Genomic DNA, 25,630 nt, shown 5'->3' on the forward strand with positions numbered 1-25,630 from the left:
GGCGGTTCACCTTCGCCCCGGGACCGGCGCTCTGCCGGTGCCAGGCCGAGGCGGGCAGGCGGACAGCGGCCTCGTCCGCGCGGATCGCCGTGCGGCCCTTGTGGATCCGTACCCTGGTCGCGCAGGAGACCGCCAGCACGTAGCCCACCTCGCGGGCCTCCAACCCGGCCTGCAGACCGGGGTTCTGGCCGTAGGCCTCGTCGCCGGTCACCCACGACGTTCCAGCTCCGGCATCCAGAGCCGCCGTAATCATCTGCAAGGCGAGACGGGGCTCGGTCGCGAAGACGACATCCTCGGGCACTCCGGCCCTGCGGCGCCGTTCGGTGTCATTGCTCCATGTGTGTTCGGGAAGGTAGAGCCGGCGGTCGATCAACGCCCGTCCCCGGCTGGAGGCGTAGGCGAGGAAGGTGCCCACTTGGCTGTTCTCGATCCGTCCGGCGGTGCCGGTGTACTGCCGCTGGACGCCCGCCGAACCACGACCCTTCTTCAGGAAGCCCGTCTCATCCACGATCAGAACACCGTCGTGCCGAGATGGTCCACGACGTAGCGGCGGACCTCGTCGCGCACCACGGCCACATCCCGGCGGGCACTCCGCAGCAGCCGCTGCATCGGCCCGGGACGATGATGACCGGCGTGCTCGGCCAGCTGCCAGCAGTACTTGCGCTCGGTCCTGGACAGCAACCCGAGCAGATAGGCGCGGGCCGCGGCCCGAGGTTCCACTCGCCCGAACAGGCCCGCGATTCGAGCCGTGGCCTGGTCGAACAACGCCTGCCATCGAGCAGGGTCTACGCTACGGCCTGCGGCCACCGCACGATCTTCAAGAGTCCACACAGCCCTTGATCATCTCGCGGTGGCCGCACGCATCAGGCGTCGTAGTGCTCGTCGTCGTCACCCTGGACCTTCGCCTCCAGAACATCCGCCACTTCGCGCATCGTCGCAATCACCGCATCGCTCGGGTCTTTGGACACACGATCCGCCCGGAGCTCCACCACATCGGGGCCACCGCGAGGCCGGGATCGGCGGCGACCACCGCTTCCCAGCCCGCTGCGGTGATGTCCTGGCCTTCACCGCCAGTTGTATCCGCGTGGTTCGTTGCCTGCCGCCTTGACCTGCTTGCGGTAGGCCCCCGGCGGTGATCCGAAGTGTCGTTTGAAAGCTCTGGCGAAGGCGAACTCCGACGTGTACCCCATGTGCTGCGCGATTGTGCTCAGCGGGGCCGCCGAGTGGTGCAGCAACCGCGCCGCGGTGGCCATCCGCCAGTTGGCCAGGTAGGTCAACGGCGGCTCGCCGACCACCGAGGCGAAGCGGCGGGCGAACGCCGCACGGGACAGCCCGGCGCGGGTGCCCAGCGACTCCACGGTCCAGGGATGGCCGGGATCGTCGTGGATCGCTTTCAGGGCCGGGGCGACTGCCGGGTCGGTCAGCGCGGCCGTCCAACCCCGGGTCCGCTCCTTAGGCAGCTCGGCGTACCACGACCGGAGGATGTACAGCAGCAGCAGATCGATGAGCGCCGTGACGACCGCGTCCGAGCCCGGCTGCGGCGCGTGGAACTCCGCGCACAGCTGATCGACCGCCGAGCGCAGCACCGGGTGGCGGCCCGGAACCGCGGGGAGGTGGATGACCTCCGGTAGATCGCTGAACAGCGGATGCGGGCGATCAACGTCGATCGCGTACGCGCCGCACACCAGCACCGTGTGCGGCCCCGGTCCGTCCACGGTGACCTGGCCGATCGGCGAGGAACGGTCTACGCGCTCCGGTACGAAGTCCACCGGATCGCGGCCCGGCACATCGCACAGGGTGTGTCCGCTGCCGCGCTGCAGGAACACGATGTCGCCGGGGCCGAGCGCGAGCGGTTGGCCGTGCGGTGGCAGCAGGTGGCAGTGTCCTTCCACGACCACGTGGAATCCGGCTCCTGAGATGGGTTGGAACTTCAGGGCCCACGGGGCGTGCGCGTCGGTGCGGGTCACCATCGGGCGTCCCGTGCGCAGGACTTCGAGGGTGTCGCTCAGGATGTCCATAGCGCCACTCTAATGCCTGCATGGCGAGACGATATGACATGGAATCGAGATTTCAAGTCATTCACCGTCTCGATGTGGAGGCGTACGTTCTTGCCATGGCGGTGCCGAGCCCCGGCACTGGATCGACGAAGGAATGGATCCCATGTCTCTGGCTGGCAAGAAGATCGTGATCATCGGTGGAACCTCCGGCATCGGCTTCGCGGTAGCCCAACAGGCTGCTTCGGCCGGCGCGGGCGTCGTGGTCGCCTCCAGCAATCAGGACCGCGTGGACGCCGCGACGAAGCGGTTGGGCGAGCCGGCCGAAGGCCGCCGCCTGGACGTCGCCGACGGCAACGCCATCGCCGCGTTCTTCGAGCAGGTCGGGGAGTTCGACCACCTCGTCTACACCGCGGGCGAATCTCTGCTGATCAAGCCGCTGGTCGACACCACCCCGCAGGAGGCCAAGGCCGTCTTCGAGCGCCGGTTCTGGGGCGCGTTCCTCTCCGCCAAGTACGCTGCACCGCGACTGCGCGACGGCGGCTCGATCACTTTCAGCTCCGGCGTCCTCGCGATCCGCCCCCTGTCCGGAACCGCGCTCACGGCAGGTATCACCGGCGGCATCGAGGCCCTGTCCCGGGCACTCGCCGTCGAACTCGCCCCTCTGCGCGTCAACGTGATCCAGCCCGGTGTGATCCGCACCGAGCTGTGGGACGGCAGTGTCCCGGACCCGGAGGCTTTCCTCCAGGGCGCCGGGTCCGAGCTGCTCACGCGGCGTGTCGGCACTGCCGAGGAAGCCGCGGCGGCCTATCTCTTCGTCTTGTCCAACGCCTACGTCACCGGCACCACGCTCGCGATAGACGGCGGCGCGGCACTGGTGTGACATAGGTGCCACGCAAACCAGCCAACGGAGCAACGCCGCACCCACGCGACGCGTTCCTGGCCGCAGCAGTCGACGACGCGAGGCCGGCCAGACGTGCGGATCCGAACCGCCCGGCCCGAAGCGGAGAGCCGGTCGACCTGACCGTCCCGGAGATCCGCCGCCTGATCGGCGCACTGTTCAGCCCGCCGATCACAGCCCCGAACGCACTCCTGCACTGGTCGAACGGGCGCAGAAGTCACCAAGCTTCGGCACGTCGCAGCCACTACCGGCAGGGGCTCCCCGCTCCTCCAGCGCGTAGATCGCGAAGTCACACTGGAGTATTAGTGGTACAGATCGCAGGATAGGCCCATGGGAGCCTGACCCGGTTTCCCGGACACGGTTGGTGTGGTGATCATGACCGGGGACCTCCTGGGTGTTCGGTAGGGGCTGCCGGACCTGATCGGTCGGCTCGTCGTGGCGGGTGCCAGTGACGCGGGCGACGGCGTTGCCGCGCTTGAGGTCGGTGTCGACGATGCGGTGGGCCTGTGTGCGCATCCGATGACGTGACCTGCCGGTAGGGGCCTTGGAAGGCCCCTACCGGCGGGTGGCTCCGAACAGGACGGGGACTGTTGTTGGGCTCACGCTTGAGGCTGGGCGCGAACGGTTTCATGGTCCGGGCTGGTCGCTATGGTCGCCGACGGTGCGGTGCGGGGCCAGGTCCACGCGAACCGCACGATGAGGGCGAGAAGGATCAATTCCAGTACGACGCCAAGGCCGTAGAAATACAGCCAGGACGCGCCCACCACGTTGAATGCCGTGACGGGGACGTAGAGCGAAGCCACGATGAGGTTCGCGATGCGGTTTACCCTGGCGGGCAGCGTCATCGACAGCACCACCATGAGGATCGGGATGGCCACGAGTGTCAGCGCCGTGGTCGAAAAGGTCTGGGAGAGGTCGAACTTGAAGACCCTGCCGTCGAGGATGTCTTCGACGACGCCGGGCGTGAAGAAGTTGAGAATGTCCACGTAGGCGTATAGGAACAGGAAGCTTGTCCACGTTGCGGCGAGCTTGGCTCTCACCGGCATCCGCTGGTCTTCCAGTGTGGCGGTGGCGGGTCGACGTGTTCTCATCATTGACTCCGTTGTTGTGGTGAGGATCGGTAGGTCCACGATCGCTGAGCCCGGCGGCGGGCGCCTCGGCCCGGAGGCTGGGGTTCGCCTGGCCGATGGAATGGTCTGTCTCTCGTTCTTTCGGCGGGTACGCCGAGGCGCGCCGGATCCCTAGGCTGGAGCCGTGTTCACTTTCCGGCGCTCCATCTGGCATGAGCCGCGGCCTGCTGACGCCCCACCCATCGGTCGGCTCGACTGGCTGCTGGTGGGCGTGCTCGCGGCCGCCGCCTTGGTCGAGGGCATCGCTCGGCCGGGCTTGGCCTGGCGACCCCTTGTGACGGTGCTCGCCCTGGCGCTGATGCCTGCCCTGCTCTGGCGGCGGGGTCGCCCCCTGATGGCCGCCCTGGTCGGCTGGGGCGTCGCCGGGCTGCTCTCGGTCCTCCAGCTGACTGCGCACACCGGGGACCTCGACCTCTACTCCATGATGGCCGTCCTGATCCTGCTCTACTCCCTGGTGCGGTGGGGCTCGGGCCGGGAGATCGTCTTGGGGACGGCGTTCGTGACAGTCGTCGTCGCGCTGGGGATGTACGCCTCCTCCGCGGGCTGGGCCGACGTTTTCGGCGGGAGCGTCCTCTTGCTGTTGTTCGTCGCCCTCGCGGCGGTGTTCCGCTACCGCGCGGACCTCTGGCATCGCCAACAGCGCGAGATCCGCAATCAGGAGCGGGTGGCGCTGGCGAGAGAGCTGCACGACACCGTGGCCCACCACGTCTCGGCCATCGCGGTGCAGGCGCAGGCCGGTGGCGTGGTCGCAGGCATCCAGCCTGAGAAGGCTGCCGAGGTCCTGGCCGCAATCGAGTCTGAAGCGTCGCGAACCCTGGCGGAGATGAGATCCATGGTGCGGGTGCTGCGTGAGGAGGAAGCCGTCGCCTACTCACCGCAGCTGGGTGTCGCGGACCTGCCTGCTCTGGCGCGCGCCGACGCGACACCCACCATCGAGGTCTCGCTGGACGGTTCGTTAACCCGGCTGGCACGACCCGTGGACGCCGCGCTCTACCGGCTCGCGCAGGAGTCGCTGACCAACGCCGCACGGCACGCCCGGAGCGCGACCCGCGTCGCGATCGACGTACGCCGGGAGGGCGACGCCGTCAGGCTGCGTGTCAGCGACGATGGACAGACCGAGCCGGGGCCAGCCCCGGAGCCTGGGTTCGGCCTGCTGGGCATGGCCGAACGCGCCCAGCTCCTCGGCGGATCGCTCTCCGCGGGGCCGGGGCCCGAGGGTGGCTGGGTGGTCGAGGCCGTGCTGCCGGTGGAGGCGTTGGCATGAGCATCCGTGTTGTCGTAGCCGACGACCAGGACCTGGTCCGGACCGGGCTGGTGATGATCCTCGGCGCGCAACCCGACCTCGAGGTCGTGGGGGAGGCAGCAGACGGGCTCGCAGCGCTCGACCTGGCGACCCGGCTGCGTCCCGATGTCCTCCTCGTCGACATCCGGATGCCCGGGCTCGACGGCGTCGAGGTGACGCGGCGCCTGGCCGGGCCAGACGTGACGGACCCGATGGCGGTCGTCGTGATCACCACCTTCGACCTCGATGAGTACGTCCTCGGCGCCCTACGCGCCGGCGCCCGCGGCTTCCTGCTCAAAGACGCCGGGCCGGAGCTCCTCGTGCAGGCCATCCACGCGGCGGCCAACGGGGACGCGCTGATCGCCCCCAACGTCACCCGCCGGCTGCTGGCGACCTTCGCCGACCAGGCGCCGGTGGTACCGGTCCAGCCGAGCGACCCGCTCACCGAGCGCGAGGAGGAGGTGCTCGCGCTGGTGGCACGGGGCCGGACCAACGCCGAGATCGCCACCGAGCTCTTCGTCGGCCTGAGCACGGTCAAGACCCACGTCGCATCGTTGATGACCAAGCTCGGCGCACGCAACCGCGTCGAGATCGCGATGTGGGCACACGACACCAGACGCGTGAGAGCCAATTAGGGTCTGTTGCGAAAGTGGATCTTGAGTTTGCGATGATCATGGTGTGGCGCGAGGGGGATCTGACAGACCGCAATGGGCTCGGCTGGAGCCGTTGCTGCCGGCGGGGAAGAAGCCGGGGAGGCCGCGGACGTGGACGCGTCCGCAGCTGATCGACGGGATACGGTGGCGGACTCGGGCGGGCACACCGTGGCGGGACATCCCCGAGCGATACGGCCCGTGGGACCGGATCTACGACCTGTTCCGCCGGTGGCAGCGCGACGGCACGTGGAAGCGGATCCTGGAACAACTGCAGGTCCAGGCCGACGCACAGGGCCTGATCACCTGGGATGTGAGCGTGGACTCGACTGTCTGTCGCGCCCACCAGCACGCCGCCGGCGCGCGTAGAAAAGGGATCTTCAGCGCGAGCCGCCCGGCGGAATCGACACCGAGCCGGACGACCACGGGCTCGGACGGTCCCGGGGCGGCCTGACCACGAAGATCCACCTTGCGACCCAGCAGGGGCAGAAACCGCTCTCGCTGCTGATCACCGCCGGGCACTGGCACGACAGCCCACAGTTCCAGCCGGTCCTCGAACGCATCCGCGTCCCCCGCACCGGTCCAGGACGACCACGCACCACGCCCGACAAGGTCCGCGCCGACATAGCCTACGGATCCCGTGCGAACCGCTTCTACCTGCGCAGACGCAGGATCGGCTGCACCATCCCGGAGAAGGCCGACCAGGTCCGAAACCGCAAGAAGCTCGGTTCCCGGGGCGGTCGGCCGCCGGCCTTCGACAAGGAGGACTACAAGGAGCGCCACGCGGTGGAGTGCGGGATCAACCGGCTGAAGCGCCACCGCGCGGTGGCCACAAGATTCGACAAGTTGGCCGTGCGCTACGAGGCAACGGTGCTGGTCGCAGCCATCAACGAGTGGCTGTGACCAGCACTTTCGCAACAGACCCTAGTTCGGACAAGTAGCGCCACATGTGTTGCGCTCGATATGGTCAGCCAAACAGCGCCGAGCTGCATCAACTGTGGAAACGTCGCCGTTTCAACAGCTCCGCCCCCCAGAGAACCGCCGTCGGCGGAGTGGGCCTGGTGTAGCGGCACCGTGTGCCGCCCGGTCGCCGTATAGACGGTCACCGGGATCGACACCAGCGAGTCATCTCTTCAGTCAAGTGTCGCAGGCGCGGGAGTGTCGTAGGGCATCGCATCACCGCCCTGAGCGGGATAACGGGGCTGACGCTGGCCGTTGCAGTCTGCGAGCGGGCCGTCTTCAGTCACGGTCACCTCATCAACGCCGCCCGATCACCGGGGGTGGTTGGGGTGTGTTGTCCGGGTAGTTGGGAGGGCTGCTCGGCGGCACCGGGTGCGGCGGCGGGACCGGATGCGGGCCCGGGGCGGCGACGATGGTGTGGGTGGTGGCGGTGAGGCTGGTGGCTGCGGCTCCGAGGCCGAGTACGGCGACGACCACCACCGCTGCTGCGGCGGTGGTTCTGCGTTTCATGGTCAAGGTGACGGACATGCTTGTTCCTTTCGTGATGCGCGCGCCCGACGGACACAGATGCCCTGGGGCGGGGTGAACGATCACCGATCGTCTTGGCGGACGGATGGGAGATCTTGACGGGAGCTGTGAGTGCCGTTGCCTCGTACCGGGCTGGCCGCTACCCCTGGCCGTTGTGGCCCCTGTTGCTGGGACCGGTTGTCGGGCCTGGTTGGGGTGCGTTGTCCGGGCAGTGGGGAGGGGGACTTGGCGGCAGCGGGTGCGGGTTCGAGGAGGCCGCGACGGCTGGACCGGCGGCGTCCTGACACACCCCCAGCCCGCCACCCACGCCTTCGGCATGCGGGCGCTGCCGGGCAGGGGCGGGTCATGATCGAAGTAAGGTGGTCCATTGGGCGTGATCACTCAAGAGGGAAGACAGGCACGGAAGTTGAATCGTATACGAATGACGGTGGCGCTCGGACTGGTGCTGTCCGCGGGTCTCGTGACCGGGTGCTCCGGAGGGGCGGACGCCGGTGCCAAGGCCGGCGGCGGGGAGACGGGAAAGGCAGCGGACTCCGCGCCCGCGACGCCGAAGGGCCCGGTCTACCAGGGCAAGCCGGTGCCCGGGCTGGCAGCGCAGCCGGCCTGGAGCCTGACGGACGATGAGGCGGGGAACTGCGCGGGCAAGGCGTCCGAGAAGGACACGTCGCAGCGCGACGTCTGCACGGTCGGGGACGCCGTCATCGTCACCGGCTACCGCGACGGGCAGTCGGGCACGAGCACCTTCACCGCCCGGCTCCTCGACGCCAAGACAGGCACGCTGCGCAAGAAGTTCGACTTCGCCCTCCCCGAGAAGAGCGGCGGGTCCACCCCGACGGTGGCCCTCGCGCAGGTGGGCGAGTGGCGGGACGGTTCGCCGGCCCTGCTGATCCGCAACCGCGTCGATACCCCGGGGGACGCCCTGAAGAAGGCCTCGACCCAGACCGTGCTGACCATGTACGCGCCGTCCGGCGAGAAGCTGGGGAGCTCCTCCTTCGACGGCGACACCCACATGTCCACCCCGGTCAGGCACGGCTACCTCGTGGACACCAGCGGCTCCGGCGGCGCCAAGTTCATCCCGATCGGTGACGGGGAGACCCTCACCACCGAAGCCTCGTCCGTCGATCTCAAGGGGGCGGTCGGTTCCGGTCTCGGCTACTCCTCGCAGAAGGACGTCTCCTTCCAGCCGTACGCCGAGTGGCTGACCGCCACGGACATCCGCACGGGCAAGAAGGCGTGGAACACCAAGGACCTCGCGCCGCCGGCCGCCGTTGCCAAGCTGATCACCTCGGCCAAGGCGACCAGTGCGCGGCTGATGCCGTATCAGGGCGACAAGGCCCTACTCGAATGGTCCTCGTACGGCGATTCCGAAGCGGTCATGACGCTGATCGACGTCACGAGCGGCCGCCGCCTCGCCGAGGGGCCGGGCATCGACACCAACGGCACCATCGATGACGACGGCCTCGCCATCTCCCCGGACGGCAAGACCGCCGTGGTGCAGTACGGCAAGGGCGCGGTCGCCTGGAACACGGAGACCGGCAAGGAGCTGTGGCGCCAGGCCGCGGACGAGGTGAACATCACGCCGCGCGCCCTCCCGGGCAACGGCGTCCTCTACGCGTACCTGAACGGCACCGGAGCCGCGCTCGACGCCCGCGACAAGAAGCTGCTGACCTCCGGGATCCAGGAGATGCCGCAGTTCACGACGAACGGGTACGCCGCCGTCCGCAGCGCCGGGAGCCTCTTCGTCTTCGCCACCCAGCCCGTCTGACGGGCGCCCCGCCCCCCGGTTCATTGTGGCCGGGGGTGCGGCGGTCCCCGCCCACAGGCCCGAACAAGCGCCGAACTTCTCGGTCAGCCAGCCGACCAGCACCGCCCCGAAGGGCGTGGAGCCCTTGCAGGACCAGGGTTTACAGGGTCATGACCCGGCCCCCGGTACGGCAGGTCGCTGCCGAGCTGGACGCGGTGGTGCGCGGCCTGCGCGAAGAAGCTGGCCGCGAACCCGGTGCCAGCCAGCAGCAGGGTGGCTGAGACCGGCCCGGGGGACCAGCCGGCCGCGGCGGCGAGCGGCCCGGAGGGCAGAGCGCTGAGAATCACCATGAGGACGGAGGGCCGGCTGTGCCGGGCCGTGGTTGCCAGCGCGGCCAGCAGCGAGCCCGCCGCGAAGGCGACGGTCAGCAGCCCGAAGGTGGTGGCGCTGGTGTGGAAGGCGGTCTTGGCCATCATGGCCATGGTCAGGTGGAAGCTCAGGCCGAACAGGGAGATCACCGAGACCAGGCCGATGACCAACGACGGGTCTGGCCGGCGGGTGACGTAGCGGATGCCGTTGATCACCCGCCGCCGACCGGACCGGTGGGGCGCCAGGTGGAAGCGCTCGGTTGTCGTCCGAAGTTCTACTTTGCGGACTGCGCGAGCGGCCCGGGAACCTCGAAGACGCGGTGCCTGGGAGGACGACGGCCGACATCGGAAACGTCGACGCCGAGATCCAGGCGGGCAAGATTGAGTTCTACATGCGCTTCCTGGAACGCGGCGGAGTGAGGGCGATGGCCATCCGGCTCGCACGTTACCCAGAGGACGTTCGTCTCGTCATGGCGAACCTTCCAGGAGACCAACTCAGCGTTGTGTAGAACTGGCTGCGGACCACACCGGAAGAAGCCGGCGGCAGTCAAGAGCTGGAAGAGTTGGACGCACAGTGACAGCTAGCAGCAAAGGCGACCAGGGGGGCTTGAGCGCCAAGCTGTCTAGGGAGCGCTCCCGGTGCTGAGACGCCGCCAGCGAGGCGAGCGCGGCGACGCATCCCCCAGATGGGGTGCGTCAGATGATGAACGGCCTGCGGTCGGTGGTCGGGTTGTGGGGTTCGACCTGCCCGGGCTGGTCGTTCTGGGCGGGGCAGTTGCCCGGCACCCGGGCATCCGGCTTTCCCTCCACCTTCTTCTTGGCCTTGTCCTTCGGCTTCTTCTTGCTTTTGTCCTTGGACGTGTCCTTCGGCTTGTCCGCCTTGTCCTTGCCCTTGGGCTTGTGGGGTGTGTTCTTCGACTTCTTGTCCTTGGGGTTGTCCTTCTTCGGGGTGGCGTCCTTGTCGCCGGGTGCGGGTTTGTCGGTGGGTGTGTCCTGGGGGCAGGTGCAGCCGCCGCCGGGTGTGGGCTGGTCACCGGGGTTGGGCTCCTGGCCCTCGCTGTCCTGGCCGCCGCCCTCGGGATCCTGGTGATCGTCCTGGCTGTCCGGGGTGTTGTCGGTGGGCGGGTCCTGCGGGGTGTCGGTGCCGTCGGCGTGCGGTTGTTGGGGTGTCTGCGTGTCGGTCTGGTCGTCGTTGCTGTTGTCGGACGGGTCGTCTTCGCTCTGCTGGCCGTGGAAGGGCTGCTCGGTGGGCGGGGTGTTCGGCGTGGGGGTGGCGGGGGTGGGTTCCTGGGGGCTGTCGGGGTCGTCCGTGGTGTCGGGGTAGGTGCGGGCGGGGGGTGGCGTGGTGGCGCTGGGGCCGGGCCGGGAGGGTGTGGGGGGCTGGGGCGGGGTGGTGTGGAACAGGGCGGGGACGGCCCGGGGGGCGCCCTGGACCGGGGTGGCCTGGCTGCCGGTGGCGGCGAGGGTGGGGATGGCGAGGGCGGCGCCCAGGAGCAGGCCGGCGCCGAGCCACTGGCCGGGGCTGCGGCGCGTGTTGGTGGTCTTACGGTGCCGGCCGGCACCGGCGGTGAGCCATGTTCCCCGTCGCATGTCAGTTCCCCTTTTTTCTCGTCTGCGGTCATGGATCCCGGTGAGCTTGCCCAGCGGGTCGCGGGCGGGGCAATGAGGTGAGGCGTCCGGGACAGTCTGGGCCTGTCCGGCCACCTCACACGGGGTGCTCACGAGCTTCGGGACGCGCGGTGCGGCGTGTGGGCCGTCGGCCCTGCGCACCTCGCGCGCACCCCGTCTCACCTGCCCGGACAGGCCGAGACTGTCCCGGACGCCGAAAGGTCTGGCCGGACATGCTGGCCCTCGAAAAGGCTTCCTGACGGGCCGCCGCGGGTGTGGCCGGTGAGAGAGGTCGTGATGACACTGCAGACGCAGCGGCTGCCCCGGGTACGGGTGGTGGGTATGGCGGCGGGTCAGGTCCCGGTGCCCGAGCGGAGCGTGTGGCTGGGGCCGGTCGCGGCGGCCGGCCCGCGGGTGAGCGCGGCGGCACGTACGGCCGGTGTGGCCGCCCGGGCCGCGGCGGATGCGGTGCCCGTCGCCGCGGGGGTGACGGCCCCGGACGGCGGGGGCGAGGACGCGGACGGCGGGCCGGGGCGAGGCGGAGCGGCTGTGGCAACGCGGCCGGTGTGGCGGGGTGTGATGCCGCTCGTGCTCGTGGTGCTGTGCGCCGTGTTGGCGGGTGCGGGGGTGCACCGGATGGCCGGGGGCAGGACGGGTCCGGCCGCGGCGGTGTCGCCCGCCGTGCCCGGCGGGACGGGGCTCTCCTCGGACCCGGTGTCGCCGGGTGGCCCCGCCGCCGGCGAACCCGCGCCCGGTGCTGCCGTTGCTCCCGGGGAGCCCGACCCGACGTCCGGTCCTGCCGCTGGCGTTCCCGCTCCCGTGACGACGAGGGAGGTTGTGCTGCGGTGGGGTGACACGCTGTCCGAACTGGCGGAGCGTCACTACACGACGGTACGCGCGTTGCAGGAGCTGAACGGCCTGGGCGACTCGGCGCTGATCTACGCCGGAGCCACCCTGCGCGTCCCGGAGCGGGTGGCCGGGCCCGGCTCCTCGCCCGCTGGGGTGGCGCCGGCGGTACCGGCCGCGGACGGCGGCTCGGGTGCTCGTCTGCGGTTGGCCGCGGCCGGGGACCAGCCGGGCATCGATGTCGAGTCCGGGTTTTCCGGCTCTTCGGGTCTGCCCGGGTCCCTGGTGATGCCGGGCACGACGGAGCCGGGCGCCCTCGGTGTTCGGGAGCTGCCGCAGGAGGACAAGGCGCCCGTCGCCGAGCCGAGGACCGGCGCGAAGAAGGACGCGGCCCGCGGGAAGGACGCGGCGCGGGGTTCCGCGGCGGCGGTGGCCTACGCCCGCGCGCAGCTCGGCAAGCCATACGCGTGGGGCGCCGTGGGGCCGCGGTCCTTCGACTGCTCGGGGCTGGTCATGCGGGCCTGGCAGGCGGGTGGGGTGAGGCTTCCCCGCACCACGTGGGGCATGGCCACAGCGGGCAGGGCGACCACCCGCAAGGCTCTGGTACCCGGCGACCTGGTGATCACCAACGGCGGCGGCCACGTCCAGCTCTACATCGGGGGCGGCAAGGTCGTCCACGCCCCCGGCCGCGGCAAGTCCGTCACCGTCGCACCGCTCGCACCGGCGTCGAGCGTCGTCGCCTACCGCCATATCGGTCCGCGCTCCTGACGGGAGTCGGCGTGGCAAGCGTGGTGTCGATGCGGGGCGAGCCAGGCGTGGACGACGTGAGGTCCCAGAGCCGCGGCACCGTCCACCGGTCCTGCTCAGCGCGGTGCCGGGTCGCTCGGCACCTGGGACGGCGCCGCGCGATCGGGCCCCCGGGGCAGCGGTTCCGTTCGCCCGGCCGATCCCGGGAGCGGTCCCGTGGTCCGCCTGACGCCGGCGGCACGAGGGCCCGGCGGCGCGACCGGGCGGCACCACTGGCCCGGCGGCGCGACCGGGCGGCCCGGGAACGGGCGGGCCTTCAACGACCGAATTACCAGTCCATCACCCTACGGCGGCCCGATGGGCCGTCAGATCCAAGGAGAGTGCTTCATGCGTATTCCCTTCACCCCGCGGCGCGCGGGCGCGCTGCTGGCGGCCGCGGCGGTCCTGGCCGCATCGGCCGTGGCCGCCGGCTCGCACGCCGGCCCCTCGGCGGGCTCGCGCCTGCCGGTGGCGGAGGCCGGGCCGGAAGCCGTGCAGCCCGCGGGCGCGGACCTGTCGCTCACGCCCGTGGGGGCCAGGAGCGCGGCCGCGAAGCTGCCGGGCAAGGTCAACGCGCTGACGTGGAACGTCTGCGGGGCGTCCTCCTCCGCGTGCGGGAAGGAGAACCAGGCCTCCCGGGAACTCGACGTCGTCGTGAACCGCGCCAATGCCGACCCGTCCCTGATGGTGATCATGCTGCAGGAGGTGTGCAAGGGCGCGCACGCCGACGCTTTGCAAACCCGGCTCGGCAGTGGCTGGGCCGTCAATTTCCGCCCCGCCCCCGTGATGGGCGGCGCGGCGGGGGAGATCCACCAGTGCACCGTGCCGGGCGCGGGGAAGCAGGAAGCCGGCGTGCTGGTGGCGCTCAAGCGGCTGCCGGGTTCCCGGATCACGGACGCGGACGAGACGTTCACGGGCGTACCGGGGGGCGCTGACCGCAGCGGCCGGCCCACCCAGGGCGCCGCGTGCCTGCGCGATGCCACGTACAAGCTCATGGCCTGCTCCTCGCACTTCCCCAACAAGGACGACGACAAGAAGACCGGCGGGGAGTACGACTCCCGTCAGGCCTGCGCGGAGCGCTACGGCGCGTTGGGGCGGACCTGGCAGGCCAAGGGCTGGCGCACGATCCTGGGCGGCGATCTGAACCTGGCCGAGGACAGCGACCGCACCTACCTCAAGGCCCTGTACGACGGGGGGAACTTCGAGGGGGACCAGCGCAACCGGGACACCCACGACGGCTTCGCGTGGGGGAACCACAAGCTGGACTACCTGTTCTTCTCCGACCGCGGCTGGAAGCTCGAGGGCGCGACCGTCGACTCCTCGAGCGCCATCACCCAGCTCAGCGACCACCAGCTGCTGAAGGCCACCGTCCGCACCAGCTGACCGTCCCCGCGCCCCCTGCCGCCGCCCGTCCGCCCGGCGGTTCGGCACCAGGCAGAACACACCGCCGTCGCACGACCGGACGCTGCCGGACACCCCGCTGACCTGCCCGGACAGTTCCCGCTCGGGCGACCCCTCTTTCACCTGCGGTGCGGGTCCGTCCGTCCCGGACCCGCACCCCCGTCCCGCATCTCCATCCGATGACATTCCAGGAAGGCACCACGTCCATGAATGCGAAACGCACCACCGTCAGGGCCCTGATCGCCACGGCCACCGCGCTCGCCATCGGCGGCACGGCGCTCGCCGGTGCCTCGGCGCTGTCCGGCGATCCCCACCGCCCGCCGACGTCGGCCACGGCCACGCCCCAGGCCGCGACCACCGCGCCCGTCACCGGGCCGGGTGCGGCCGAACACGCCGGGCCGCCGGCCGATGCGGCGGTGCAGCCCGCGGCCGCCAAGAGCAGGGAGGGCGAGCCCTGCTCCGTGGGCAGGGAGGTCAGGAACGTGAAGTTCGTCAGGACCGTCAAGAGCTGGCCCAACAAAGCCGGCTACCTGGACTCGGCGTGGGGCCCGGGCGAGCTGAAGGTCGAGGACAAGGCAGAGATCTCCCACAAGGTCAGCAGCACCTTCGGCCTGTCCGACGGAGTGATCAGCGCCGCGGTCGGCTTCGACGTCACCGAGAGCCGCAGTCGCAGCTTCTCCTTCACGGCGCCTCTGCCGAAGAAGGCGCACTACACACTGCGCGTCGGGGAGGTGTACAAGGAATACCGCTTCGACGTCTACGAGAAGCGCGGCACGGTGTTCTGGGCAGGGAAGCTGCCCGGCCCTCGCTGCGTTCCGGGCAGCAAGCCCACGTGGGTGAAGGTCGGTACCGGCACCGCCACCATGTTCTGGCAGTTCGACCACAAGCTGACCCAGGGGCGCGACGCAAGCTGAACAGGCCAGCTGACATCGCATCGCCCAGCAGGACACCTGCTCCGCCGGCGATCTGACCTCAGGGGTGGTGCGTCGTGGGTACCGACGACGCACCACCCCTGAGACCGACCGGCCGGCGGGGGCGGGTGACGGTGTCGGGGCGGGATTCGGCCACGCAACGGCGCGGTGCAGAGTTGTGGCTGCCGGAGACCGGCGCCGTCAGCGCGGTGGAGCAGGGGCCGGGCGGTCGGTCTGCCCGAGAATGGGCGGCCTGGGCAACCGGGTAGCGGGTCGGGGCGGCGGCTGCTGTTGGCGTTCGCGTGAAAGTACCAGGCTCGGTACACGGCTACGGGCCCAGCGAACTGTACGTTGCAGGGCGCCATTGCCGTTGGACCTCGGAGTTCGAAACTCCGTTGCCACTGACGGCGATCGGGGACGATCCTCCGTGTATGGACTCTCCACAGCAAGTGATGGAACTGGGTGATGTGACACTTCGCCGCTTCGACCGCGAGGCGGACCTTCCGGAGTTGTTCGAGGTCATCGAGGAGTCGCTGGAGCACCTGCGCCCGTGGATGCCGTGGGTTGCCGAGCACAGCCTGGCCAAGACCGCAGAGTTCCTGGCCCGCCGCCAGGAGGCTTGGGAGAGCGGCCGGGAATTCAGCTACGCGATCGTGCTGAGCAGGGCCATCGTCGGTGCCTGCCAGCTGTTCCAACGTGACGACTGCCCCGGCAACGGCCGCGAGATCGGCTACTGGCTGCACCCGGCAGCCACCGGCCGCGGCGTGGCCACCCGGGCCGCGCGCCCTGGTCGACCAGGCCTTCCGCCTCCCCGGCGTCGACTACGTCGAGGTCGTCCACGATCAAGCCAACCGCGCCAGCGGTGCTGTCCCGGCCCGACTCGGCTTCACCGAACGCCTTCGTCGCCCCGCCGAGCGCCTCGCCCCGGCCGAGACCGGCGAGGATCAGGTCTGGCGACTGACCCGCCAACAGGCGGACAAGCTGGCCGCAGATGCCTGTTAACGGACACAGGTGGGAGCTCCAGAGCCGAGGCGGCTGACGGTGGCGGATCTTCCACGAGCCCGACCCTCATGAGCGGGCAAAGAACGGGTAACCCAGGGCTATGCCGAGCTCGTCACCCGTTTCGACGACCATCTCGCGGTCCGACCCGAGATCATCGAGGACTACGCCCAACTGCGCCGGGTCATGGTGGAGCTGAGGGCCAAGGGCGGACAGCCGCCCCTGCACTGGCTCTAGCACAAGGCCGGCCTCTCGGAGCAGGGAACCACGCTGCTACCGAAGAGCAGCCTGAGCCTGATACTCCAGGGTTAGGCGTTGCCCACGAAGGTGCATGTCCGGGCCTTCGTCAGAGCGATGGGAGTGTCCGCCTCCCGGGTGGCCAGGTGGGAGAAGGCTCTGTCGAGAAGGTCGAGCACGGCGCCGCCTGAAGGCGCGGCTCAGCGATCACCCGTCCGCATCAGAGCCGGCCTGGCTGGGCTGCAGTGACGGCGGTTGCGTCATCGGCCGGCCCGAGGCGTACGGCGTCCAGCAGTGCGACCCAGGAGGTGCGGCCGGTTTCCAGGGCGGCGACGAAGGAGTACGGCCAGCCGGGAACGAGCTGGTCCGTTTTGCGGTCGCCGCGTCCGTAGACGTGGCAGAAGAGCCGGTCGTCGCTGGTGGGGGCGTCGGGGCGGAGCTAGTTGCTCACGTCGACGGCCAGCACGATAGGGCCGTCGGCAGCCTTCGGCAGCGGCAGGCCGGCCAGCATACGACGCAGCCGGGCCGGCTCCAGCCAGCCCCGGTCCAGCGCGCGCTCGGCGCCGCCTGCTACGTGGACGACCGCGCCATCCACCACGCCGGCGACTGGACCGACACCCTCACCAACGTCAGCCGCGCGATCGGCCTCGACTACGCGGGCGTTCCCGTTCCCGCCTGATCCACACCACGTGAAGGGCCCGTCTCCCCCGGACTTCGTGTCAGGGGAAGCGGGCCCTTCTGCATTTCCGGATCTTTACGCCGTAAAGGTCTCTTTGGTCAGGCCCATGCGCGCAGCGATCCCCCGGTACTCGATCGCGGGTGCGCTGGCCGGTGCGTAGATGGGGTGGGCCGTCTGCGCGGAGTAGGCCTCCGCGACCTTCGTGCTGCGGCGTACGGAGGGGCTCAGGACGAGCTGGCCGTAGGCCTCGCGGAGCTCTGGGCCTCCGAGTCGCTGTAGACCTTGCCCTGGCTGTCATGGGAGACCGACTCTCCTATCACGATCCGGTCGATGCCCAGGGAGATGCCGAGCGGGCCCAAGGCCTTGTTCATCTCGGCGAGCGTGGCTTCGAGCTCGGTTAAGGTGACTGCCGTCGTCGAGACCCCGCGACGGCCCCCGGCTGCCAGCTCCGTGAAGGTGTCGCTGCCCTACGCGCTGCAGTCCGCCGGCAAGGCCCGCCGCCTGGTACGTACCGCCCTGCTCGGGTGGGCGCTGGAGGTCCTGGTCGAGGCCGCCGAGATCTCGCGAGCGAGTTGGTCGGCAACGCCGCGAAGACCGGCTGCCGCCGGAGATGACGGTCACGGTCGAGCGCATCACCGACCGGTGCGTGCGGATCAGCGTCCGCAACGGCTCCCGCGTCCTGCCCTGCCTGATCGCCGCCGAGTCCGGCCGCGGCATGGCCCTGGTCCACCACCTCGCTGGCGGCCACTGGGGCGTGCCCCCGAGCCCTACGGCAAGACCGTCCACGCCGACCTGCGCACCCGCTCCTCCTCGGCATAGCAGCCAGACGCCGTCACCCAGGGACGGCCACTGGGCAAGCCTCAGCCTGGCACGGCGGGTCGGTGCCGACCACGGCACCGCCGCGTGTCCCCGGGCTACTGGCCGGGGCGCTCGAGCGGGGCGCGTTGCGCTGTGTCGCGGCATCGGCCTTGCAGCGCGGTTGATGAGCGGTCGTGGTGTCCGGCCTCTCCCGTACCCTGCTGCTCTGCCGCGGTGGCACACGGCCGTACGGCCGTCTCCCTCGGCGGAAGTCCCGGCAGAGGACCGTCAGGGCGGGCTGGACCCGGCTGTCTGCCGACCGGACCCGGAAGACACAGACTGCGACGGTGCAGGTGATGCGCCGGTGAGGTCGGCGCCGGTGAGGTTAGCGCCGGTGAGGTCGGCGCCGGTGAGGTTCGCGTTGGTGAGGTTGGCACCATCGAGCTCGGCGCCGGTGAGGTGAGCGTGGGTAAGGTTCGCCAGGATGAGGCGGGCGTAAGAAAGCTTCGCCTTGTCGAGGTTGGCGTTGGTGAGGTTGGCACCCATGAGGTCGGTGAAACCGAAGTAGGATCCCGTCAGATCTGCCTCGGAGAGATTCGCGTTGACAAGATTCCAACCGGCGATGCCCGCGCGCGGCAGGTAGGAGCCGTGCAGGTCGATATGTGCGGAGCCGTCTTTTTTGGATCCCGACCGCCGAGAACCTCCAGGGCGGCGGAAATGTCGACCGGCACATCGGTCGGCGTGCCCGGAGTTGACACGGGCGGTGAGGCCGGCTTCGGTGCGCGGACGCGGACGTACGCACTCAGGATGTTGATGATGGTGGGCTGGTCCCTGCCCGAGTCGGTCATAGTCCGCTGCAGTGCGTAGATTCCCCCGAGGCGTATGTCCACCGAATCCGACCCAAGATTGGTGACCGCCGCGTTGTACCGATCAGTGATCTGCCCCTGCTCAGCCACCGCCATCGTCTGCTGCCCCTGCTGAAGCGTCTGCTTTCCCTGCTGCAGCGCAGCAAAAGTGAGGATCAGCGCAACGATCGCGGCAACACCGGGAAGCCCCGTCCCCACCGCCATCGCCCACTGCGCCCGCAGCATCCGACGCTCCCGCTGCTCCGCCGCCACGACAGCGGGAGCCGGAACAGTGGGTGGCTGCACCGTCGCGATCGCGGGGGCCGGCGCCGGAGAGGGCTCCGTCGCCGTGGCACCGGCTGGTGCGGTGGGCGGCTCCGTTGTGGCGGTGACGGTATTCGGATCGGAAGGTGGCCCAGCCTCCGTGGTAGTGGACAACGTGGCGTTGTCCGGTCTTTCGGCAGGATCAGCAGGAACGGGTGGGTGCTGGTCCATAAACCCCCCTGACACAAGAGCTGGCAGCACGGTCGGGACGGTACCGGCGCGCTGTCGGATGACTCCTTCAGTCTGTCGCGGCCTCCCCGTACCGCGGGGGCGATGCTCTGACGCTGTGACACATCTGTTCCGGCCTGGGGCGGCCGCGCCCCTGTACCCCACCACCGGCGGCCCCCAGGACACCAGGAACTGGCGTGCCGCAGGCAATGGGGTGCGGCACGCGCCGCACCCCCGTTCCCCCCGAACAACTGCTCCGCCGGAGACCGGCCGACCGGGAGTCGGAGGGGCGGGCATCCGGGACACCCGATCTCCCGGGCCTTGGAACAGCTCGGCTCGTCAGCCGTGTTGAACCGGTTCGAGGTCCCCGTACCGGGCAGGCAGCACCGCGCGAATGCCCGGTGGAGTGTCGGTGCCGACGGGGATGAGCTCGGGACGCGGGTCGCCGGCGATGAGACCGAGCCGGGGCCGTCCCACGCGTGGGACAGCCCCGGGCGCTGCTGGTGCGGGCGGTGGTCGAGATCCGCGGGCGCCTGACGGATCTCACGGACGGACCTGCTCGCCGCGACCGCACGATCGCCGCGCTGCGCAAGCGACAAGACGTCAGCCGCAGAGCTGATGCCCGATCACGTGATACACCGTTGCGTTGCTAGCAGGTGATCCAGGCCCTGTTGGACACTTCGACCCCGTTGCCGTTGTTCCGCAGTGTCACCTCGTACAGATGGCGGCCCGAGGTACAGCCGGTCGAGAGTGTGATGGTGTTGGCCCCAGACCATGAGTACGACGAGACCTGTGAGCCGTCCCGGTAGAGACGCATCGTCAATGACGGTGAGCCTTCACAGCCGGAGGCCTGCGTGCGACCACTCACTGTCGTGAACGACTTGGTCGGCGCGTAGGCGTACATGCCACCGCAGTAGGGTGCGGCGGCCGAGGTGCTCGTCGTGGCCACGGGCGATTCCTGCGCGGCGGCGGTGCCGCCCGTCAGGAGCGCCACTCCCAGGACGATGGCGCCGAGGGCAAAGGGTGCACGCATGGGTCCTCCTAGTGGACGAGTGCTTGGCCGGTGCTTGGGCTCGAACCGGCCTGGAAAAAGCTTCTTTGACGGGAGCGAGATCGACCACGCCCCTCGGGTACCGCTGAAGGTCCCTGGCGGCGATGACGCAACTGTCCGCAGCCGGACAATTGGGGGCTTTGTGCTGAGGACTCACTTCACCGCCGAGGATCTGGCGCGGACCGTGCTCGCTGGCAGCCGCGCACTGCCGGTTGCCGATGCGGTGAGGAGTCTTCAGGCGATCCGCCTCGGCTCCATCCCGGCGCCCCACTCCGTGGCGGAGCCCCGTCATTGAGCGGTTGCCCGAAGGAGCGGCGTTGCTCGTCGGCCTGGCCCCAGTCTCTGGCTGGATACCGGACTTCCTTACCCCCGGCGAGTCCGACCACTCCGGGCCTGCGGCGGTCGAAGCTACCCTGGAGACCTATCACAACGTCGCCATCGCTCCTCCCGCCCATCAGATACGGAAGGAGCTAGGAGGCAGACCGCGCATGAGGCCTTCGCGGTAGGTCCGACCGCCACCGGGCGCGTCCTGCGTTCGATCAACTGGCGTAGACCTGACCGGCCCAGAGGCCGCCCTCGCTGACACACCGGTAGTACTTCACGTTGGACGCCGCCAGGAAGTACGAGGCGCGGGCATCGCAGGCCGACTTGGCTTTGAAGTACTCGCCGGTGTACTGCCAGGTGTACCCGGCCTGGACGGTGGGCCCCGACGAGGAGGGGACGGGCGTGGCCGCCACGGCCGGTGCCGCTGCGGCACCCAGAGCGAGCGCGGCACCGACAGCAATGGCCGCGAGAGCACGACGAATACGCATGAACGCCTCCATGGGTGGTTTCTCGATTCGGGCGACCTTCCGGCCCTGGGGAGCCCCGGTATCTCGCGGTTCCAGGCCCGTCGCCCTCGGGACCCATCTTGACGGTGCCGGCGGGCACGGTCCCAGCCCTTTCGGCCGTCGCCGAAACACCTGTGCTGAGGCCCACTTGAAGCAACTGCGCACAGCCGGAGACGATGGGCACCGGGAAGGTGGGTATTCGAACAGAACTCGGGAGAAGCCTCACGTGTTACGCATCACGTTCACCCCGCAGGACCTCGCCAGGACCCGGATAGCGGCGACATGGGGCCCGCTCGGCGAGACGCTGCACGCGCTGACAACCCTGCAACAACCGCATAGCAGGGCAATGTTCGGCGCATGGCGACACAAGGTCCACGCCCTTGTCCACCCGGCCTTGTCCCTCTTCCAGGAGACCGTCCTGGACCTGTTCACCGTCACCGGCGCCGCATCATCCGTCGAGGAGGGGATCGAGGCACTGCGCGCCTCGCCGACAGAGCGTCTGCGGGCCGAACTCGAGGGGGCCGTCGAAGGCCGGGCCCACTACTCACGCTCCACGGGCCCCTGGGCGGGTTTGGCGTGGGGCGACATCGCGCACGACCGAACGGACCGCGAGGAACTGCTGACGTTCCTCCGCGAGGTCCACCGCGTCGCCGTGGCCCCCCACTGGCAGCGCATCCTGCCCCGCCTGCGGGCCGAACAGACCACGCACGCCCTCAGACTCGCCCAGGACGGACCCGAGGCGATGCTCGCCGGACTACCGCCCGAGTTCCGCTGGAAGCCACCTACGCTGGAGATCGGCAGGGGCGCCCTCACCGGCACCGTCGACCTGGAGGGCCGAGGCCTGTTACTGGTCCCGTCCGCCTTCTGCCAGACCAGGCCGATCACCTACACCGACCCGATGGACGACCAGGCACCCGTCCTGCTCTTCCTCCCCGTTATACGCGGAGTTGCCGATGTCACCGCACTGCTGACGACGACCCGCCACGGGACCGATGGTGCTTTGTCCGCGCTCCTGGGACGCACACGAGCCCGCACCCTCCATGCCATCAGCGACGGCCCGTGCACCACCGGGCAGCTCGCCGAGCGCCTCTGCGCGTCACTGCCCACCGCGAGCGAGCAGGCCTCTGTCCTCCGCAAAGCCGGCCTCATCACCACCGCCAGACGCGGCAGTGCTGTCCTGCACACGCTCACCCCCCTCGGCAGTGCCCTGCTCAACGGCCAACACTTCTCTCAGTGACGGGTGAAAACTGGTTCTGGATCAACTTCCGTGCTCTGTGTACGGTGAGTGACGATGCGGGGGTGCGGTCGGCGTCGGGAAGTTGCCCGGAATTCGCCAGCGGCCTGGCCGCGGTGGCCGACAGTGCGGGACCGTGGACGATCTGGGACCCCGCCTGGAGGGGCTGCTGTTTCCGTCGGTCGCGGGCGTCGCGGTGCTGTCGGTCGATGTGGACGTCGAGTCGGTGAACGTGAGGGCCCAAGCTTCGGCGGCGGGGCACAGTTGCCCGGGGTGCGGGGGCTGGTCGACCCGGGTGAACAGCTCTTACCTGCGGTTTCCCGTCGACGGGCCGGTCGGGGGCAGACGGGTCCGGTTGAGCCTGCGGGTGCGGCGCTTCTTGTGCGGCAACTCGTCGTGCGGACGGCTGACGTTCGTCGAGCAGATCGAAGGGCTGACCCGGCGCCACGGCCGCTGGACCGAGCGGCTGCGGTCGACGCTCGCCGCAGTCGGCCTGGCGATGGCCGGGCGAGCCGGGGCCCGGCTGGCTGAGGTGTTCGGGGTGTCGGTGAGCCGGAGTACGGTGCTGCGGCTGGTCGAGGAGCTTCCTGATCCGGAGCCGCCGCGCCCGCGGGTGGTGGGCGTCGACGAGTACGCGACGCGCAAGGGCCGCGCCTATGGGACGGTGCTGGTCGACGCCGAGATCCGCCGGCCGGTGGACCTGCTGCCCGACCGGGAGGCGTCGAGCCTGGCGGCCTGGTTGGCCAAGCGGCCGGGCGTCGAGGTCGTCTGCCGGGACCGCGCGCCGTTCTTCGCTGAGGGCGCCGCTGCCGGAGCGCCCCAGGCCGTCCAGGTCGCGGACCGCTGGCATCTGTGGCACAACCTCAGCGAAGCGGCCGAGCGGACCGTCGCCCGTCACCGGGAGTGTTGCGTGCGGCAGCTCCACACCGAGTCCTGCTGCTACTGCCGAACCGGGTCTTCAAGAGGAGCGCACGGATCAGCCCTGGCCGACGGGATTCCGCTTCGCCGACCGCACCCGGGCCCGGCATGCCGCGGTGCACGCCCTGCTGGCCGCGGGCCACAGCCAGCGTGCCGTCCAGCGGCAGCTCGGGATGACCTGGCGAACGGTCAAGCTCCTGGCCGAAACAGCAAACTCGGAGGATCTCTTTCGTGGCCAGTGGCAGGGCCGGCCGTCCGTCCTCGACGAGTACAAACCCTATCTCGACGACCGCTGGAACGAGGGCTGCACCAACGCCTGGAAACTCTGGGAGGAGATCGTCCCCCTCGGCTACAAGGGCAGCTACCAGCGCGTCAGCGCCTACTTGCGGCGGAAGCGGACCTCCCCGCGGCCCGTGACCGCGCAACCGCCCTCGCCCCGCACGGTCGCCGGCTGGATTCTCCGACGACCCACCTCGCTGTCCGAGTCCGAACAGTTCCAGCTCAAGACCGTCCTGGTCCACTGCCCCGAGCTCGACGTCCTGACCCGGCACGTCCGCTCCTTCGCCGTCATGCTCACCGAGCGCCAGGGCGACGTCTCCCCGACTGGCTCGACGCGGTTCGCCTGGGAAAAGCGACCGCCTTCTTCGCCAATCGCAGGACGCGGTAGCCGCGCGCTACGCTTTCATCGACGTGGAAAAGGCCGGCGAGACGACCCCGGGCGGGTACAGCGTGGCCTTCCTCTGCCGCACGCTGGGCATCTCCCGGTCCGCCTATTACGCTCACGTGGCCGCACGGCCCGCCCGCCGACGGCGCGACCGGGCCGAGGAGGCGCCGGTGTGGGAGATCCGGGTGCTGTACGCGGGGTCGCGCGGCGACTACGGCGCTCCCCGGATCCATGCGGCCCTCGTCCGGGCCGGGCGCGTGGTCAATCGCAAGCGGGTTGAGCGGCTGATGCGCGTGAACGGCGTCGTCGGGATCACCCGGCGCCGACGGCGTGGGCTGACCCGCCAGGCGACGCGGGCGGTGTTCGCCGCGGATCTCATCGGCCGGGACTTCACCGCGCCGAGGCCCGGGATGCGCCTGGTCGGCGACATGACCGAACTCGTCACCCTGGAAGGGAAGATGTATCTGGCGACCTGCATTGACCTGGCCACACGCGAGGTGATCGGCTGGGCCATGGCGGACCACCACCGCGCCGAGCTTCCGGTGGCGGCGTTGCGGATGGCGGCCGGGCGCGGGCAACTGGAGGCCGACTGCGTTTCTGCTTGCGTACGGGGTTCGGTACGGTTCCCGGAGCCTGCGTTCTGCCGCACCCTGCGGCTGCTGCTGGCGCGAAGGCGGTCCTGCGGCCTGGTGGTTCGGGTCCCGCAGGACCCGAGGTCCCGTCTGCTTGCGCTGCGGCTGTGGGCTACCGGCCGTTCGGCTCGGTGTGGTACCTGGCGGAGATGGTCCAGGCGATGAGGGGGCCGTGGGTCTCCCGTGCCTGTTCCAGGGTCATGCCGGCCGGATCGGTCCAGACTTGTTGGCGCAGCGTGTGCCGGTCTTTCCCGGCCGGCCGCTTGTCGGTCATCAAGCGGCTGCCCGGCATGTCCCAGTCGATGTGGGCGTGGCCCTGTCCGTCGAGGATGTAGTGCGGGCCAGGGCTGTCGGGCTCCGGTTTGGGAGCGACGTGGTCCCGGTACAGCAGCTGGGGCGGCAGGCGCTCGATCAGCTCGGGAACCGCGTGCTCCAGGGGCGTTGACGGCGCGAAGTACGCAACGATCTCCACCTGCCCCGTGAGGGCGGGGCCCCGGCCCGCGTCAGGGATGACGACGATCCGTGAGGCCCGCCGGCAGGTGTCGATCGTCATGCTGAAGACGGGCCGCAGCTCATACGTCCGCGCGATCGCCGCCAGCCGCGCCCGCAGCTGCTCCTCGGCGTCCTCACTGGCCTGCCGGACGGCCTTTGAACGGACGATCCGGCGCAGCCGCCACGTGGCGGGTACGCCGGAGCCGAGGGCTGCCTGCAGGAGGACGAGAAAGATGACGGCGGCGCCGCCCAGGAACTGCTTCGCCTTGGCCGGCCCGCGGTGTCCGTCGCTCATCTGCCCATGCTCGCCGAACTTTCCTGCCTGGCGCCTGAGTACGCGTACTCAGAGTGCTGACTGGGGCGGGTGTCGAGGGCCGTACCCGGTTCGCGCGGTGAACGCCTTGCTGTGCCCGTGCTGGACGTGCCGGGGTTCGATCGGCGGGTAGGAGGGTTCGGAGCTGGAGCTGTGGGAGGAGGCGGGCCACAGCCGCACCGCCAGCCCGGCTCGTTCGAACGGGTGCGCAACCTCGCAGTGCGGATGGTGGAGCAGCTGCAGCAGAACGCGTTTCCCGCCGTGCAGCAGGTGAGGACCGTCGTTCATCACGTGCCCCCACGCCGCCGGCCGGGCCCTGTACCCAACGTTCTGCAGC

Annotated in this window: 25 protein-coding genes and 2 pseudogenes; 13 read left to right on the forward strand and 14 right to left on the reverse strand. The window is 70.0% G+C overall.

The window, feature by feature from the left end; genetic code table 11:
• Positions 1-10: 10 nt before the first annotated feature.
• From ACZ5WK_RS26745 to ACZ5WK_RS26755, 3 genes and pseudogenes are all read right to left on the reverse strand, one after another.
• Positions 11-765: pseudogene (locus tag ACZ5WK_RS26745) on the reverse strand (IS701 family transposase); the annotation flags it as partial.
• A 98-nt stretch (positions 766-863) separates the two neighbouring features.
• Positions 864-992: a hypothetical protein gene (locus ACZ5WK_RS26750; protein WP_465550836.1), complete on the reverse strand. Its 129-nt coding sequence runs from the start codon at positions 990-992 to the stop codon at positions 864-866.
• A gap of 72 nt (positions 993-1,064) precedes the next feature.
• Positions 1,065-2,018, reverse strand: coding sequence for an AraC family transcriptional regulator (locus tag ACZ5WK_RS26755; protein ID WP_465550838.1), 954 nt, complete (start codon positions 2,016-2,018; stop codon positions 1,065-1,067).
• Between the two features lie 142 nt (positions 2,019-2,160).
• Between ACZ5WK_RS26755 and ACZ5WK_RS26760 the strand changes: the two genes are divergently transcribed.
• The gene (locus ACZ5WK_RS26760; RefSeq protein WP_465550840.1) at positions 2,161-2,877 is read left to right on the forward strand and encodes an SDR family oxidoreductase; all 717 of its coding nucleotides are present in this window, start codon (positions 2,161-2,163) and stop codon (positions 2,875-2,877) included.
• A gap of 617 nt (positions 2,878-3,494) precedes the next feature.
• On the opposite strand, the gene ACZ5WK_RS26765 is transcribed toward ACZ5WK_RS26760, so the two are convergent.
• Complete coding sequence (locus ACZ5WK_RS26765; RefSeq protein ID WP_465550842.1) at positions 3,495-4,025, reverse strand: DUF6326 family protein; 531 nt, start codon at positions 4,023-4,025, stop codon at positions 3,495-3,497.
• A gap of 124 nt (positions 4,026-4,149) precedes the next feature.
• Here ACZ5WK_RS26765 and ACZ5WK_RS26770 point away from each other — a divergent pair, with 124 nt between their 5' ends.
• The 3 genes from ACZ5WK_RS26770 to ACZ5WK_RS26780 all read left to right on the forward strand — a co-directional run bounded on the left by ACZ5WK_RS26770 (position 4,150) and on the right by ACZ5WK_RS26780 (position 6,860).
• On the forward strand, positions 4,150-5,289 hold the full coding sequence (locus ACZ5WK_RS26770; protein WP_465550844.1) for a sensor histidine kinase: 1,140 nt from the start codon (positions 4,150-4,152) through the stop codon (positions 5,287-5,289).
• The gene (locus ACZ5WK_RS26775; protein ID WP_465550846.1) at positions 5,286-5,942 is read left to right on the forward strand and encodes a response regulator; all 657 of its coding nucleotides are present in this window, start codon (positions 5,286-5,288) and stop codon (positions 5,940-5,942) included. The genes ACZ5WK_RS26770 and ACZ5WK_RS26775 overlap by 4 nt, the downstream gene beginning before the upstream one ends.
• Positions 5,943-5,985: 43 nt before the next feature.
• Positions 5,986-6,860 (forward strand): IS5 family transposase gene (locus ACZ5WK_RS26780; RefSeq protein ID WP_465550848.1). Its coding sequence is split into 2 segments (ribosomal slippage): positions 5,986-6,376 and positions 6,376-6,860, totalling 876 coding nucleotides; the frame shifts between segments, so codons are not numbered across the junction.
• A gap of 354 nt (positions 6,861-7,214) precedes the next feature.
• On the opposite strand, the gene ACZ5WK_RS26785 is transcribed toward ACZ5WK_RS26780, so the two are convergent.
• A complete protein-coding gene (locus ACZ5WK_RS26785) occupies positions 7,215-7,445 on the reverse strand; it encodes a hypothetical protein (protein WP_465550850.1) in 231 nt (76 codons plus the stop codon).
• 421 nt (positions 7,446-7,866) lie between these two features.
• Here ACZ5WK_RS26785 and ACZ5WK_RS26790 point away from each other — a divergent pair, with 421 nt between their 5' ends.
• Positions 7,867-9,210 carry an outer membrane protein assembly factor BamB family protein gene (locus ACZ5WK_RS26790; RefSeq protein ID WP_465550852.1) on the forward strand — a complete coding sequence of 448 codons (1,344 nt, stop codon included), beginning with the start codon at positions 7,867-7,869 and terminating at the stop codon, positions 9,208-9,210.
• Between the two features lie 83 nt (positions 9,211-9,293).
• Here the strand turns inward: ACZ5WK_RS26790 and ACZ5WK_RS26795 are convergent, their stop codons facing one another.
• Entirely contained in the window at positions 9,294-9,773 is a 480-nt protein-coding gene (locus ACZ5WK_RS26795) for a hypothetical protein (protein WP_465550854.1), read from the reverse strand.
• 44 nt (positions 9,774-9,817) lie between these two features.
• On the opposite strand from ACZ5WK_RS26795, the gene ACZ5WK_RS26800 reads away from it, so the two are divergent.
• Positions 9,818-10,066: a hypothetical protein gene (locus ACZ5WK_RS26800; protein WP_465550856.1), complete on the forward strand. Its 249-nt coding sequence runs from the start codon at positions 9,818-9,820 to the stop codon at positions 10,064-10,066.
• Between the two features lie 187 nt (positions 10,067-10,253).
• On the opposite strand, the gene ACZ5WK_RS26805 is transcribed toward ACZ5WK_RS26800, so the two are convergent.
• Positions 10,254-11,147, reverse strand: a complete 894-nt coding sequence (locus ACZ5WK_RS26805; RefSeq protein WP_465550858.1) for a hypothetical protein — start codon at positions 11,145-11,147, stop codon at positions 10,254-10,256.
• 837 nt (positions 11,148-11,984) lie between these two features.
• On the opposite strand from ACZ5WK_RS26805, the gene ACZ5WK_RS26810 reads away from it, so the two are divergent.
• From ACZ5WK_RS26810 to ACZ5WK_RS26825, 4 genes are all read left to right on the forward strand, one after another.
• On the forward strand, positions 11,985-12,779 hold the full coding sequence (locus ACZ5WK_RS26810; RefSeq protein ID WP_465550860.1) for a C40 family peptidase: 795 nt from the start codon (positions 11,985-11,987) through the stop codon (positions 12,777-12,779).
• A gap of 366 nt (positions 12,780-13,145) precedes the next feature.
• Entirely contained in the window at positions 13,146-14,180 is a 1,035-nt protein-coding gene (locus tag ACZ5WK_RS26815) for an endonuclease/exonuclease/phosphatase family protein (protein ID WP_465550862.1), read from the forward strand.
• Between the two features lie 224 nt (positions 14,181-14,404).
• Positions 14,405-15,112 (forward strand): hypothetical protein, encoded by a 708-nt coding sequence (locus ACZ5WK_RS26820; RefSeq protein WP_465550864.1) that lies wholly within the window; start codon positions 14,405-14,407, stop codon positions 15,110-15,112.
• Between the two features lie 449 nt (positions 15,113-15,561).
• Positions 15,562-16,536: a GNAT family N-acetyltransferase gene (locus tag ACZ5WK_RS26825; protein WP_465550924.1), complete on the forward strand. Its 975-nt coding sequence runs from the start codon at positions 15,562-15,564 to the stop codon at positions 16,534-16,536.
• A gap of 32 nt (positions 16,537-16,568) precedes the next feature.
• Here ACZ5WK_RS26825 and ACZ5WK_RS26830 read toward each other — a convergent pair.
• The 6 genes and pseudogenes from ACZ5WK_RS26830 to ACZ5WK_RS26855 form a co-directional block, all read right to left on the reverse strand.
• A pseudogene (locus ACZ5WK_RS26830) lies at positions 16,569-16,958 on the reverse strand (transposase); the annotation flags it as partial.
• A 290-nt stretch (positions 16,959-17,248) separates the two neighbouring features.
• The gene (locus ACZ5WK_RS26835; protein ID WP_465550866.1) at positions 17,249-17,395 is read right to left on the reverse strand and encodes a hypothetical protein; all 147 of its coding nucleotides are present in this window, start codon (positions 17,393-17,395) and stop codon (positions 17,249-17,251) included.
• A gap of 715 nt (positions 17,396-18,110) precedes the next feature.
• Complete coding sequence (locus ACZ5WK_RS26840) at positions 18,111-18,368, reverse strand: pentapeptide repeat-containing protein (protein WP_465550868.1); 258 nt, start codon at positions 18,366-18,368, stop codon at positions 18,111-18,113.
• A 29-nt stretch (positions 18,369-18,397) separates the two neighbouring features.
• Complete coding sequence (locus ACZ5WK_RS26845) at positions 18,398-18,913, reverse strand: hypothetical protein (protein WP_465550870.1); 516 nt, start codon at positions 18,911-18,913, stop codon at positions 18,398-18,400.
• 895 nt (positions 18,914-19,808) lie between these two features.
• Complete coding sequence (locus tag ACZ5WK_RS26850; RefSeq protein WP_465550872.1) at positions 19,809-20,192, reverse strand: hypothetical protein; 384 nt, start codon at positions 20,190-20,192, stop codon at positions 19,809-19,811.
• Positions 20,193-20,749: 557 nt separating this feature from the next.
• A complete protein-coding gene (locus ACZ5WK_RS26855; protein ID WP_465550874.1) occupies positions 20,750-21,022 on the reverse strand; it encodes a hypothetical protein in 273 nt (90 codons plus the stop codon).
• Between the two features lie 244 nt (positions 21,023-21,266).
• Here ACZ5WK_RS26855 and ACZ5WK_RS26860 point away from each other — a divergent pair, with 244 nt between their 5' ends.
• The 3 genes from ACZ5WK_RS26860 (at position 21,267) to ACZ5WK_RS26870 (ending at position 24,653) form a co-directional block, all read left to right on the forward strand.
• Complete coding sequence (locus tag ACZ5WK_RS26860) at positions 21,267-22,277, forward strand: ArsR/SmtB family transcription factor (protein WP_465550876.1); 1,011 nt, start codon at positions 21,267-21,269, stop codon at positions 22,275-22,277.
• Positions 22,278-22,506: 229 nt separating this feature from the next.
• Positions 22,507-23,859 (forward strand): ISL3 family transposase, encoded by a 1,353-nt coding sequence (locus ACZ5WK_RS26865; protein WP_465550926.1) that lies wholly within the window; start codon positions 22,507-22,509, stop codon positions 23,857-23,859.
• Between the two features lie 23 nt (positions 23,860-23,882).
• The gene (locus ACZ5WK_RS26870) at positions 23,883-24,653 is read left to right on the forward strand and encodes an IS3 family transposase (RefSeq protein ID WP_465550878.1); all 771 of its coding nucleotides are present in this window, start codon (positions 23,883-23,885) and stop codon (positions 24,651-24,653) included.
• Here ACZ5WK_RS26870 and ACZ5WK_RS26875 read toward each other — a convergent pair.
• Positions 24,601-25,275 (reverse strand): hypothetical protein, encoded by a 675-nt coding sequence (locus ACZ5WK_RS26875; RefSeq protein WP_465550880.1) that lies wholly within the window; start codon positions 25,273-25,275, stop codon positions 24,601-24,603. The two genes, ACZ5WK_RS26870 and ACZ5WK_RS26875, sit on opposite strands and share 53 nt — an antisense overlap.
• Positions 25,276-25,630 lie beyond the last annotated feature (355 nt).

It is taken from the genome of Kitasatospora sp. NPDC032757 (genome assembly GCF_055579305.1).